Source organism: Spirochaetota bacterium (genome assembly GCA_004297825.1).
Lineage (GTDB): Bacteria > Spirochaetota > UBA4802 > UBA4802 > UBA5368 > FW300-bin19.
In genome coordinates this window covers 43219-56358 of the sequence record SCSX01000075.1, presented here as the reverse complement: position 1 = coordinate 56358, position 13140 = coordinate 43219, and the positions used below count along the sequence as shown (strand labels likewise).

The window sequence follows — 13140 nt, the reverse complement described above, 5'->3', positions numbered from 1 at the left end:
CGCTTTCGCCGCATCGTGACGAAAAATCGGGGGAGAAAGCGCGCGCGCACGCGATGAAAACATGAAGTGAAAATGGAAAAACCTGCGCACCCGTGGAAAAATCGGCGCGGGAAAAGGAGAAATATTTCGCGCGCGCGCGAAACGGGCGAAATTCCCCGGATGATGCGCGAAAAATTTCTCAGCGGATTCAAAATCGCGTGATCGCGGCGCTAGAAATGACGGGGGAAAGGGAATTTTCGCCGTCGCGCTCTTTCAATCGGAATTCCGGCGCGCCGGGGACCCGCTTATTGCTAATGTTGCGAGCCCGCACGTTCGATGATTAATGCGAGTACATCCATGCGCGCGGCTGAAAACACATGACACGGCGGGAAAAAGCGCTCTCCACCAGGGAATGCGGCTAATGATTGCCTCTATCGTCATCTCAATTTTGCCGATGCCGCTGTTTTACCTGATATATTTCAGGCATTTCTTCACCTACTACCGGATGAAGGGAATAAAACCCGTCTTCATCAAGCATGTCGAGGGCCTTCTCTACGGTGTCGCCGTCGCAATAATCCTGATTCTACTCTCTCCAGCACTCGATGAACTTTTCAAGGGGGGATCGATTGCCGTAGATTCCTTCGTGAAGGCTGCGCTGGTCGAAAAAATGGGAGCGCTCGCCGCCATTTTGCTGCTCCAGCGCTATTACCCGCGGTTCAGCCTCCTCGAGGGCGTGAGCTCGGGCCTGATCGTGGGCGCCGGGTTCTCGCTCGTGGAAAACGTATTCTACGCGCTCAACTACGGTACCCCTGTCGTCCTCGTGCGCGCCCTTTTTTCGGTGCCCCTGCACCTCAGCACGTGTGCGCTTACCGGTTATTTCGCGGGTGCGGCGAAATTATGCGCCACGGCACCCTATCGCACGCTCCACTATGCGCGGGCGATAACCGTACCCGTCGCCCTGCACGGCGTGTTCGACCTCTTTATCATGCAAGGAGGGGGTTTTACCTACCTGGTGGGGCCCCTCGCGATCATTATCACGGGCATGCTCGAGCTTTTCATCGCCTGGGCGAAGCTTGTCCCGCCCGTCCAGGGTCTGGCGGCGGAAAATCTGCGCTTCGAGGACTGGCTGCTCAAGTATCGACAGCCGCGCTTCGAGCGCTGGATCCTCAATTCCATGGGGACGCCGCGCGCCGTGCGCGTTCCGTTTTTCAGACCTCTCATGAATCCCGCGCTCTGGGCGGCCTCGGCGGCGCTCGTGGCGGGCGGGCTCGCGCTCCTTCCCTTCAGGGCGGAAACGGTGACCCTGCTGGGAATCGCGCTCAGGCCGGCGGAGCAGATACTCGTGGTGACCGTGTTTCCCGCGTCGATCGGGATAAGCCTGGCGATGGCGGGCGCGGTGAACCCGGATTTCTTCAGGCTGAGCATGGTCCGCATCCCGGTGATATTCGACGCCGTTTTGAAGAGCCCGGGGGGAGAGGACAGCCTCGTGAGCTTCGACATCACCCCCGTCAATTGTTTTCTCCGCACCTTCGAGCCGCTGGATCCCGCGGGCGAGGCGGAGATCGTGTTTGAAAGGAAAGGCTTTCACTCCCCCGCGGTGAAGGCGCGCGCGGTGTGGAACAATCACGGCGCGCACATGGGAGACGAGCCCACGGGAACGATCGTCAAGTTTATCGGCCCCCCCCTGTCTTTTTTCCGCTTCGCGATGGGGTATTACTACTACCGCCTGCGCAAGGGAATCATTTATAACCTGAAACTGCCCGGTTTCGAGGGGGTGCGCAGGCTTTTCATGCTGCCCCAGACGGTCATGCAGAGCGAACTCGTCTTGCGCGCGGGATCGATGGTGTTTCGCCAGGGAGAGGATGCGAATTCCTTCTATTTCATTAAAAAAGGACAGGTGAACATATACAAGGAGCTCGATTCAGGAAAGCGCATACTGCTCGAGTCGATGGAGGCGGGGCAGATATTCAACGAAATGGCGCTCCTGGGGGAGACCCGCAGGGGGGTAACCGCCGAATGTCCCGTGAACACCATTCTCGCGCGCGCCCACGCGGATAATCTCGAGGCGCTGATAAAATATAATCCGGATTTCGCGTTCGCCCTGGTACGCAAGCTCGCCGGGCGCGTGGACCGGACACAGGAATCGCTCACCCAGACGATCGAGTACATCCAGAAGCTCGCGGACATGCGGTCCGCTCATTCGAGGAACGCCGCGGTGCTTCTCGCGTGGGCCATGGGGCACGATCCGCGGGGAAGCGGCAGCCTCGCCGTGGACGCCGATACGCCCGCCGCGGCGCTGGACGTAACCCCCGACGAACTCCTCCGCTATATCGCGGGTTCGCTTTTCGAAGCGCCCCACGATCACGAAGGATTGGGAACGCCCGCCGATCCCCGTCTCGTCGCGTCAATCGAGAAGCGGTTGTCCGGGACCGGGCTCAAACTCGTCCGAAAATAAAACCCCCCATCCCTGCGGAATGGGGGGCATGTGCGTTCGCAATAGAGAAGAAGCTTAACCCCCGGCGCGCATCCGTCTCCTGTTGAATACGAACAATCCCGCGAGTATGAAGGCTATTCCTCCCAGGAGCGCGATCATGAGCCCGCTGTGGCGCGATGCCACGTGCATTAAATACGCGGCGAGTGCCTCTCCCCCGGCCGTCTTGATCGTCTCGTAACGCGCCGCGACCTCGGTGTCGGGCAGGGCGCGTCCGAAGAGTTCGACACGGTCCACGATCCCGTTCATCCCGAGGTTTCTCCAGCTCGAGTTGTACAGCGTGTCCGCGAGCTGGGCCCCGATAACGAGCCCTCCGGCGCTGTCGCGCACCTCGCCCACGGTATTGGGCGTCCAGGACTCGAGCTTTCCGTTGATGTAGAGCCGCACCTCGGAGGCGTTCCAGGTGGCGACTATATGGTACCAGACGTCGGTCGAGAGCTTTGTGGAGCTGTCCACGTACGAATAGCGCCCCGACGCGCCGGTCACCAGGAAGCGCACGGTTCCGTCCGTGCCCCAGAACTGGAGGCTATAGGTCTCGTCGCTGAAATCGGGCCGCACGCCCTTGTGGACGATACCCGCATACGGCTTGTGCGTGATTATTTTCACCAGGGTCTCGACGCTCCCCGCCTGGGGAAGCGTAAGATCGGCGCTGTCGGGCACCAACACATAATCGTCATAGCCGTCGAACCGGAGTGAGTTGCCCTGCACGCCCGGCGTCTGCGTGGCCCCGAAAAGGGTGTAGCCGGCCGCGTCCGTGTACTCGAAGTTCCACAATCCCGCAAGCTCGGCGGTCGGGGTCACGATCACCGTGTAGGTGCGCGTGCTCCCGTTGTCCGCCTTGACGATATAGGCGACCGGGTTGGTAAAATTGTTTTCGGTCCGGCCGCTTTCCTGCTCCGCGCCGCCCACCGAAACGAGCACGCCTGTCGTGACGAAGAAGGCCTTGAGGGCTCCGAGCGGCCTGGACGCCGGGAAGGCGACGCGTATGGCGCGCGCGTCCTCGTCAATCGCGCACTCCTCGCCGTCGAGCACGAAGCGCGTGATCGCCTTCGCGTCGCTCTTCGCCACGGTCACGTCCACCGTATAGGTGCGCTGCCCGCCGTCCTCGGCGGTGACGACGAAGTCGCGCACGGACGAGAAATCGTTGCGGGTCGAGCCCGCGGACTGCGCGACGCCGTCAAGGCTCACCTTCTCGCCGGTGGTCACGAACCATGCGGCCAGGTCGTTCGCTTTGCTCTTGAAGGGAAGGACCACGCTGATAATATCGTCCGCGATCGTTCCGGGCACGTCGCTCCCGAGCGCCGGGTTGTCCGAGCTCCTGAATACGAAGGAGGTGATCTCCTTCCAGGGCGCGGGGATCACCGTGGCGGTGACCGTATAATCCTTTCGGGAACCGTTTTCGGCAACGGCCGTGTAGACGACCGGGACGCTGAAATCGTTCAGGGTGACGCCGCTCGCCTGTACGACGCCGTCCACGGTCACCTGGCTGCACGCCGCGGAAAACGACGCGGGGAGCTTCTTGAGCGAGGTTTTCGGGGGAAGCGACACGCGTATGTCCGCGCCGGTCTCGTCGATGATCGCATCCGTGCCCAGGAGGGCGAAGGTAGTGATTTTCTTTTCGGTGCTCGGGGCTTTCGTCACCGTGACGGTGTACTCCCGCGCCGCGAGGTTTTTCGCCGAAACGTGGTACACCACGGGGGAATCGAAGTCGTTGGCCGATTTGCCGCTCGCCTGCGTGATCCCGTTTACCTGGACGACCGGGCTGTTCGTGACGTATTCCGCGACCAGCCCGTCCAGCGACGCGTCATGGGGCACGGTGATCGAGATCGTGTCGCCGTCAAGGGTGCCGATCGCGTCGGCCGGAAGGACGGAATTGTTTTTCGCGGCGAACCGGAAGTCCAGGAGGTCGGTATCTCCCGCGTCGAAGCGGGGGTATTCCTTCCCGGAGGGGGTCTCGCTGCAACTGATTATCAGTAAAGGGATACAAAGCGCAATTGCTGTAAGTATTAATTTTTTCATATATTTCCTTCCATTTATACTAAAAAGGCGTCCATTAAATAAAATAGCAAGCATATCATTATCGGTCAATAAAAAAACCTACATGGGCTTTTTTTGAATAGTGGGATTAACACCGCTAAATTCGAATCTTTGCCGGTCTCCCGGGGACCTTTCGTTTCGACAGGACTGGTTCATTTGAAAGATAATTTGACATTGTGGAGGCGGTGGCAGTTAATAGCGCGGAATTCATGTCGCGGTTTCTTCCAAGGAAAGGCCGCGGCAGGGGGGCCGATTCGCATACGGTCGTCAGGGGCATGGGTCGCGGTACCGAACCGCCGACCCTCCGCGACAACGGGCGCGATATTCTGGAGGCGCAATGAGAAAGACGAAAATTATCTGCACCCTGGGGCCGGCAACCGACAGCCCGGAGGTGCTCAGGGGCATTTTCCTCACGGGCATGGACGTAGGGAGGGCGAACTTTTCGCACGGCACCCACGAGGAGCATCTCGCGAGGGTCACCCTCTTCAAAAAGGTGCGCGACGAGCTCGAGAAACCCGCGGCGCTCCTGCTCGACACCAAGGGTCCCGAGATACGGCTGAAAAAGTTCCGGGGGGGGAAGGCGCGCATCGAAAAGGGGGCGCGATTCACGCTCACCACCGATGAGGTCGAGGGTGATGCGGAACGCGTATCGGTCACCTACCGGGGTCTCCCGGATGACGTCGTCAAGGGCAACAGGATACTTATCGACGACGGGCTTATCGAGCTCAGGGTCGTGAGCGCCTCCGGCGCGGACGTGGTGACCGAGGTGGTGAACGGGGGCGAGCTTTCGGATAAAAAAGGCGTGAACCTCCAGGGGGTGACCGCCCGGCTTCCCTTCATGAGCGACGGCGACCGCGCCGACCTGCGTTTCGGCATCGAGCACGATTTCGATTTCGTTGCCGCGTCCTTCGTGCGCAACGCGGACGACGTCAGGCAGATCAAGGGATTCCTCGAGGAGCACGGCGGCGGCGCAATCAAGGTCATCTCGAAGATCGAGAACCGCGACGGCGTGGCGAACATCGACGAGGTCATCCGCGCGAGCGACGGGATCATGGTCGCGCGCGGCGACATGGGGGTGGAGATCGCCTTCGAGGATATCCCGCATTTACAGAAGATGATCATAAAGAAGACGCTTTCCGCGGGAAAGCCCGTGATCACCGCGACGCAGATGCTGGATTCGATGATCCGCAACCCACGGCCCACCCGCGCCGAGATCACCGATGTCGCGAACGCGATCTATGACGGGACGAGCGCCCTCATGCTCTCGGGCGAGACCTCGGTGGGAAAGTACCCGGAGCTCACCGTGGCCACCATGGCAAAGATCGCCGAGAAGACCGAGACCGAGATCGATTACCGGGCCCTCCTTGAAAACACGCATATCCGCATTTCAAAAAACGTGACCGACGCCGTAAGCTACTCGACCTGCTCGGCGGCGCACTCGCTGGGGGCCGCGGCGATCATCACGATTACGAAGTCCGGTCATACGTCGCGCATGGTGTCGCGCTACCGGCCTATCTGCCCCATACTCGCCTCCACGCCGCTGGTCAAGGTGTACCGGCAGCTCGCCCTCTCGTGGGGGGTAATCCCCATGATGGCCGTGGAGGCGGCCACCACGGACGAGATCTTCCAGAACGCGGCCGACCGGGCCCATGCCGCGGGCCTGATAAAGAACGGGGACCTTGTGATCATCACGGGCGGTATGCCGGTGGGGGTGAGCGGCACCACGAACATGATCAAGATCCACGTGGTGGGGGACGTGCTGGTCGAGGGGAAGAGCCTCAATGGGCTTTCGGCGACGGGGATACTCTGCGTTGTCGCCGAGGGGAAATCGACCCCCGGGGATTTCAGGGGCGGGGACATCCTGGTCATCCGGCGCTCGAGCGACGCCGTGCTCCATCTCATCCGGAACGCGACCGCCGTGATCACCGAGGAGGACGCCGCCGACTCCCCGGCCGCGATCGTCGCGAAGGCGCTCGATATTCCGGTGATCGTGAACGCAGGGCGCGCGACGGACATTCTCACGAGCGGCATCGCTGTACGCGTGGACGGGGAGAAGGGCCTGGTCTACAGCGGACAGAGCACGCGGGCGGGCGGGTGAAGCGCCGACCGGCCGGCAGGGACTTATATAGAAGAATCCATCCGGAGGGGACCATGGACCTCGCCTGCCTGGACAACCACAGGTGCTAATATTCCGACTATTTTGCAGCGCTTTGCTGGAAAGACTTGACTATTGTGCAATATAGTGCACAATAGTCGGATGAACAGGTTCCAGAAATCGCTGATCGAGAAAGACCTCTCTAAGAAGATGGTTTTTCTCACCGGCCCGCGGCAGGTGGGGAAAACCTGGCTAGCGAAGGAGATCGCCCGATCTTTTGAAAAGAGCGTTTACCTGAATTACGACCGTCGCGAGGACAGGGAAATAATCAGGAAAGAGGCATGGCTCGAGGCGACGGAGCTTCTCGTACTCGACGAGCTTCACAAGATGCCCGGGTGGAAGAATTACCTGAAAGGAGTGTTCGACACCAGGCCGGCGCATCTCAAAATTCTTGTTACCGGGAGCGCGCGCCTGGAAACGTTCAGGCAGGGTGGGGATTCGCTGGCGGGCCGTTTTTTGCTCCACAGGCTGCTGCCGTTCAGCCCCTCTGAAACCCGCCGGGCCGGGTCGGCGGAGCCGCTGGAGCGCTTCATGACGCGCGGGGGGTTCCCCGAGCCATTCCTTGCGGAAAGCGACGAGGATGCCGCGCGGTGGCGGAACCAGTATATCGACGGACTGATCCGCACGGATATCCTCGATTTCGAGAATGTACATGACTTCAGGGCGATTCATCTCGTCTTCGATCTGGTGCGCGCCAGGGTGGGTTCCCCGGTCTCCTATTCTTCCATCGCGGGAGACGTGGGGATCGCCCCCAACACGGTCAAAAAATACATCCAGATTTTCGAGGCGCTCTATATCGTATTCAGGGTCCCCCCCCTGTCGCGCGACATCGCCCGTGCGCTCAAAAAGGAGCCCAAGCTGTACCTGTACGATTCCGGTCTGGTGAAGGGAGACGAGGGCGCACGCCTGGAAAATACCGTAGCACTGTGCCTGCTCAAGAACGTCTACGGCATGTACGATTACCGGGGGGCGCACACCGCCCTGCATTACCTAAGGACGAAGGACGGTGAAGAAATCGATTTCTGCATCGCGGAAGAGGACGTCCCGCGGCGTCTTATCGAGGTGAAGCGCTCCGACCCGGAGATCGCGAAGAGTCTGCGGAAATTCCATGAGCGCTACGGGATACCGGCGATCCAGGCGGTCATGGAGCTGAAGCGCGAGCGGGTCGAGAACGGAATTGAAATCAGGCGCGCTCTCGACCTGCTCCAATCGCTCGATTTTTAAACCGGTTCCCCCGCCCCTGTTATCGGCTGCCGGGTTTTCTGGTGCACCTGATATTGCTGTCCCTGTCGTAGTAGAAATTGCATCCCCTGGTCAATATGCTGTTCAACAGCAATCTGCCCCGGTGGAGCCGCACCTTGACCGCGGAAATTGAAATGCCGCATACGCCCGCGATCTCCTCAACGGACATATGCTCGAAATAATGCAGTACCAGGACGATGTGGTAATGCGGGGCGATGCGGCCCATCTCCCCGCGGATGCATTCGTTCATTTCGTCCACGATGACCCGGTCCTCGATGTCGCCCGATGCGGCGCCCCCGCCATGGATGCGCTCGTCGAAAAGCACGATGTCCTTACCGCCGCGTCTTCTGAAGAAATCGACGGCGGTGTTGGTCGCGATGCTGAAGGCCCAGGACCTTGTCCTGGACGAGTCCTCCAGGTCGGAAAGGTGCGCGGCGATCTTGACCAGGGTCTCTTGAAGAAGGTCCTCCGCATCCTCCTCCTGCCCGGTGAGCTTGCGCAGGTAATTATAGAGCGCTTCTCCGTGCTCCCGGTAAAAGTATTCGAAGCTGTTCGCGTCATCCTGCCCGGTAGTCATGATCGATTCCTTGGCCATATGTATAATTGTAAATTAAATTTGAATCAACATCAAGAAAATTGCATATTCACCGACGGGATCGATTTGAACGCGTCGGCATCAACTGCAGGAGCACGGCTGATCCGCCGCGCATTCATTAGAGCCTTCACGTGAATCGAGCATGCGTTCGGCCGTGGAGAGGACATTCTGTGCCGGGACGCTCTTAACCTTCACGGCCATGGATACCGCTGCGCGGATCTGCCCGTCGGTAAGTCCGTTTTTTTTACACTGCTTCAGGTGGTAGGCCGTGCAGGGTATGCAGTTGGAGCCGATAGAAGCGCCCAGTGCCACCAGTGCCAATTCGCGTTCGTTTAAATTTTCCATGAGTATCTCCCTGGTGTGGTTTCTTTGAAATCGGCTTATAGACGCATCCGGCAGTGTCGGGGTTACAATTTTTTCATGAGGAGCGCTGGTGTCCGTAAAGAGCATCCGGGTGCATGCCGTTAAGAAGGACGTCAGGAGAATTTAATGAAACGGAAAGGCCTGTATAAAGGGACAACGTAAAATACTTTCCGCGCTACTTCTTCATGGTCCTTTCCAGGTGCTGCACCGCCGTCTGCACCGGGTCCCAGGGGCTGGAGAGCGGGGGCGTGTAACTCAGGTCGTAATTGCTGAATTCGCGCACGGTCATTTCATGGTACAGGGCCGCGGCGAAAATATCGATGCGTTTCGATACCTCCGTCCCGTAAGCGCCCAGCATCTGGGCCCCGAGAATTTTTCCGGAGAGCGTATCGGCGGTGACGCGGATGAATATTTTTTTCGCGCCGGGGTAATAGGCCTTGTGGTCCCATCCCTCGAAGTCGGCGCTCACGGGGTCAAGGCCTGCTCCCCGCGCTTCCCTCTCGTTCAGTCCCGTCCGCGCGGCGACCGTATCGAAAATTTTCACCGACTGCGTTCCCAGCGAGCCCGCGAACTCGGCGTCCCCGCCCGCGGCGTTTTCGCCGGCCACGCGGCCCTGCTTGTGGGCGACGGTTCCCAGGGGCAGGTAGAACGGGTCCCGGAGCATGCGGTGCCGGGTTTCCACGCAGTCGCCCGCCGCGTAAACGCCGGGGATGCCGCTCTCCATTTTCCGCGTGACCCTGAGCGCACCCCGCACCCCCGTCTCCATTCCTATGGATCTGCCGAGCTCCGTATTGGGTGCGCCCCCGACGGACACGAGCACCAGGCCCGCCGCGGCCCGGAAGCCCGCGGTTCCGTGTACCACGAGCCCGCCGCCGTCGCGCGTTATGGATTCCACGCCCGTCCCGGTATGCACGGAAATGCCGTTGGACGCAAGCGCGTCCGCGATCTTCGCGCCCAGTGCCGGCTCCATGGACGGCATCACGGAGGGCGCGGCCTCCACGATGGTGACCTTCATGCCGCGCCGGGCGAGTGATTCGGACATCTCCATGCCTATGTAGCCCGCGCCGATAATTACCGCCGCCGTCGGGCGCGCGTCCCGTATGTAGTCGTTGATGGCGAACGAATCGCGCATCCAGCGCAGGAAGAATACGCCCGGGCTGTCGAGTCCCGGCAGGGGCGGGCGGACCGATACAGCCCCGGTCGCGATTACGAGCGCGTCGTAGTCCAGGGAAATTTTTTTCCCGCCGGGCGCGTCGACCGTCACGCGCCTCGATCCGGTATCGATTGAGCGCGCCGTATGCTCCGTGAGAAGCCGTATCCCCGCGGCCTCGATCTCCCCGGCGGTCCGATGCGCGAGCGTGCGCCAGTCGGTCACGTCCCCCCCGATAAAATACGGCAGCCCGCAGATGCTGAAATTGGGAAACGCGTCCGCCACGATCATGACGGGCTGCACGCGCGGATCGATCTCCCGCGCACGCAACGCCGCGCTGATCCCCGCGTCGCTCCCGCCGATAATCACCAGGTTTTTCATTTCAACAGGGCCTCCATGATTGGTTGCGCGTGGTGCAGACCGCGATCATGCATTAAAAGAGCATAATCCCGGGATAGAGGTCAACGGCGCTTCTATTACGGCTGCCGGAAATATCGGATCCCGACTCCTTCATCGCCTCGACGACGTACGGGTTTAGCTCTCCCAGTTCGATCCGGGGGCGTCACCCGGTACCGCCGGCGAAGTATCTTTTCCGGAAAAAGAGCGCGACATTCACCAGCGCGATCATGACCGGCACCTCGATGAGCGGGCCTATGACTGCGGCGAAGGCGACGCCTGAGCCTATTCCGAACACCGCGACCGCGACGGCGATCGCAAGCTCGAAGTTGTTGCTCGCCGCAGTGAACGAGAGCGTCGCCGCGACCGGATAGCCCGCGCCCACCCGTCTGCTCATGAAGAAACTCACCAGGAACATGACCACGAAGTAGACCAAGAGCGGAATCGCGATGCGCACGACGTCCATGGGAATCTTCACGATATATTCGCCCTTGAGGCTGAACATGACGATGATTGTAAAGAGCAGCGCGACGAGCGTGAGCGGGCTTATCTTCGGGATGAACTTTTCCTGGTACCATTCCTTGTTTTTTATGTTGATAAGCGCAAACCGGGTGACAACACCCGCGATGAAGGGGATGCCCAGGTAGATGAAGACGCTCCAGGCTATCTGGCCTATAGTGATGTCCACGATGCTCCCCTTGAGCCCCACCAGGGGAGGGAGCACGGTGATGAAGAACCACGCGTACACGCTGAAGAAGAGCACCTGGAAGATGCTGTTGAACGCGACGAGTCCCGCCGCGTATTCCGTGTCGCCGTCGGCGAGGTCGTTCCACACGATGACCATGGCGATACAGCGCGCGAGGCCTATGAGGATGAGGCCCGTCATGTATTCCGGGTACCCGGAGAGAAACAAAACCGCGAGGACGAACATGAGCGCGGGACCGATAAGCCAGTTCTGCACGAGCGAGAGCCCCAGCACCCGCCAGTTCTTGAACACGTCGCCCAGCTCCTCGTATTTCACCTTCGCCAGCGGCGGGTACATCATGAGGATGAGCCCGATCGCGATGGGGACGTTGGTGGTTCCCGACTGGAAGCTGTTCCAGAAGTCTACGATGCCCGTTGAAAGGTATCCCCAGAGCACCCCCGCGAACATCGCGAGGAATATCCACAGGGTGAGATACCTGTCGAGGAATGATAACCTTTTCGCCGCGCGTTCGGACATGCCAGCCCCCTTTATAGTGTCATTAAATTGTAACCGCCAGATATATGCCGCCCATAATCACCAGCACGCCGCAGGCCTTTCTCAGGACAAGTGCGCCGTGGGTCGATTCATTCCAGTTTAAATATCTCTGCACCGCCCCGGTGAAGGTTCCCGCGCACACGATGACGGAGCAGTGGCCCGCCGCGTAGGCGATGATCAGGGAGACGGCGAACACCAGGTGCGTCGATGCCGTGCTGAATACGATTCCCAGCATAGGCGCCATGAAGGCAAAGGTGCAGGGGCCCAGGGCCGTGCCGAAGAGGAGCCCCAGGATGAGTGCCGCAACCAGTCCCTTTTTCCGGAACGCGGGACTGGCTCCCGTTTCCAGGAAGGTGAGGGGGATGATACCCAGCAGATGAAGTCCCATGACGCAGAAGATCACCGCGACCAGGTAGTTCCCCCAGGAACCGATATCGCCCATCAAACGGCCCATGAGTCCCGTCGCGAGGCCGATGACGCTGATTGTCACAAGGACCCCGGCCGCGAAGAGCAGTGCATGCGCGAAGGCCCTGCGCGTACCCATCGCTCCCTGCCCGCCGATAAATCCCACGATGAGCGGAATCCCGGCGAGGTGGCAGGGCGAGAGCACGACGGAGAGCACGCCCCAGGCGAACGCGCCCGCAAGCGCTATCCCCGCCGAACCGCCCAGGGTCCCGGAAAGCAGGGTAAACAATTCGACGAGCACTAGCGGACGCCCTTCATGGCGAGCACTTTCATGATCTCCTCCCGCGGGAAGAATCCCTCGTGACGGAAGTACTCCTTTCCCTCGCCGTCCAGGAATACCTGGGTGGGAATGACGCGTATCCCGTACCCCTGCGCGTCGGCCTTGCCCCCAGGCGTCCACACGTCGTGAAACACTATTTTCACCTGGTCGGCGTAATCCCTTTCTATCCCGCGGATGACCGGCTGCATCATCCTGCAGGGGATGCAGTCGATCGAGCCGATCTCCACGAAGGTTACCCTGGCCGCGGTTTTCGCGGCGACGTTCTCCGCGGTACGGGATGCGTCTTCCCCCGATCTCGTCTCCGCGCCGTCGGACGGGCGCGCGTCGCTGCACCCCAGGATGCCCGCGCCCACGAAAAGGGGCGCGCCGCATGATGTCCCGCATTCGTGCTCCACGCGGGGGACGGCGATCGCGATCGCGATTGCCGCCACGACGGGCAAAATTATCTTCAATGGCTTTTTCATGATTGCGTCCTTAATGGCGGCGCCTCAGGCGCCCGTGTTCGCGTCCGCGCACCGATCAGCTTCTTCAATTCCTCCGGGGAGGGGAGCCTCCCGGCAAGCTTCACCTCGCCGTCGACGACGAGCGCGGGGGTGACCATCACACCGTAGGCCATGATGGCCTTGATGTCCTGCACCTTGGCGACCTCCGCCTGCACGCCCATCTCGCGGACCGCGTCCCTCGTCATCTCCTCGAGTTTTTTGCACTTTGCGCAGCCGCTTCCGAGTATTTCAAGTTTCATGAACC

Annotated in this window: 11 protein-coding genes; 3 read left to right on the top strand and 8 right to left on the bottom strand. The window is 60.5% G+C overall.

The features are described from left to right. The first annotated feature begins 322 nt into the window (after positions 1-322). The gene (locus EPN93_16600; protein TAL32235.1) at positions 323-2434 is read left to right on the top strand and encodes a cyclic nucleotide-binding domain-containing protein; all 2112 of its coding nucleotides are present in this window, start codon (positions 323-325) and stop codon (positions 2432-2434) included. 54 nt (positions 2435-2488) lie between these two features. Here the strand turns inward: EPN93_16600 and EPN93_16595 are convergent, their stop codons facing one another. After that, positions 2489-4543: a hypothetical protein gene (locus EPN93_16595; protein ID TAL32234.1), complete on the bottom strand. Its 2055-nt coding sequence runs from the start codon at positions 4541-4543 to the stop codon at positions 2489-2491. Between the two features lie 301 nt (positions 4544-4844). Between EPN93_16595 and pyk the strand changes: the two genes are divergently transcribed. Both pyk and EPN93_16585 read left to right on the top strand, forming a co-directional pair. After that, positions 4845-6605, top strand: a complete 1761-nt coding sequence (gene pyk / locus EPN93_16590) for a pyruvate kinase (protein ID TAL32233.1) — start codon at positions 4845-4847, stop codon at positions 6603-6605. A gap of 159 nt (positions 6606-6764) precedes the next feature. After that, positions 6765-7886 (top strand): ATP-binding protein, encoded by a 1122-nt coding sequence (locus EPN93_16585; protein TAL32232.1) that lies wholly within the window; start codon positions 6765-6767, stop codon positions 7884-7886. Positions 7887-7905: 19 nt separating this feature from the next. On the opposite strand, the gene EPN93_16580 is transcribed toward EPN93_16585, so the two are convergent. From EPN93_16580 to EPN93_16550, 7 genes are all read right to left on the bottom strand, one after another. Then, entirely contained in the window at positions 7906-8499 is a 594-nt protein-coding gene (locus EPN93_16580; GenBank protein TAL32231.1) for an RNA polymerase sigma factor, read from the bottom strand. 81 nt (positions 8500-8580) lie between these two features. After that, positions 8581-8949: a carboxymuconolactone decarboxylase family protein gene (locus EPN93_16575; GenBank protein TAL32230.1), complete on the bottom strand. Its 369-nt coding sequence runs from the start codon at positions 8947-8949 to the stop codon at positions 8581-8583. A gap of 88 nt (positions 8950-9037) precedes the next feature. After that, on the bottom strand, positions 9038-10393 hold the full coding sequence (locus EPN93_16570; protein TAL32229.1) for a CoA-disulfide reductase: 1356 nt from the start codon (positions 10391-10393) through the stop codon (positions 9038-9040). A gap of 181 nt (positions 10394-10574) precedes the next feature. Next, positions 10575-11630, bottom strand: a complete 1056-nt coding sequence (arsB, locus tag EPN93_16565) for an ACR3 family arsenite efflux transporter (GenBank protein TAL32228.1) — start codon at positions 11628-11630, stop codon at positions 10575-10577. 22 nt (positions 11631-11652) lie between these two features. Beyond that, positions 11653-12354, bottom strand: coding sequence for a cytochrome C biogenesis protein (locus EPN93_16560; GenBank protein TAL32227.1), 702 nt, complete (start codon positions 12352-12354; stop codon positions 11653-11655). After that, a complete protein-coding gene (locus EPN93_16555) occupies positions 12354-12857 on the bottom strand; it encodes a thioredoxin (GenBank protein ID TAL32226.1) in 504 nt (167 codons plus the stop codon). The genes EPN93_16560 and EPN93_16555 overlap by 1 nt, the downstream gene beginning before the upstream one ends. Continuing rightward, complete coding sequence (locus EPN93_16550) at positions 12854-13135, bottom strand: thioredoxin family protein (protein TAL32225.1); 282 nt, start codon at positions 13133-13135, stop codon at positions 12854-12856. The genes EPN93_16555 and EPN93_16550 overlap by 4 nt, the downstream gene beginning before the upstream one ends. Positions 13136-13140 lie beyond the last annotated feature (5 nt).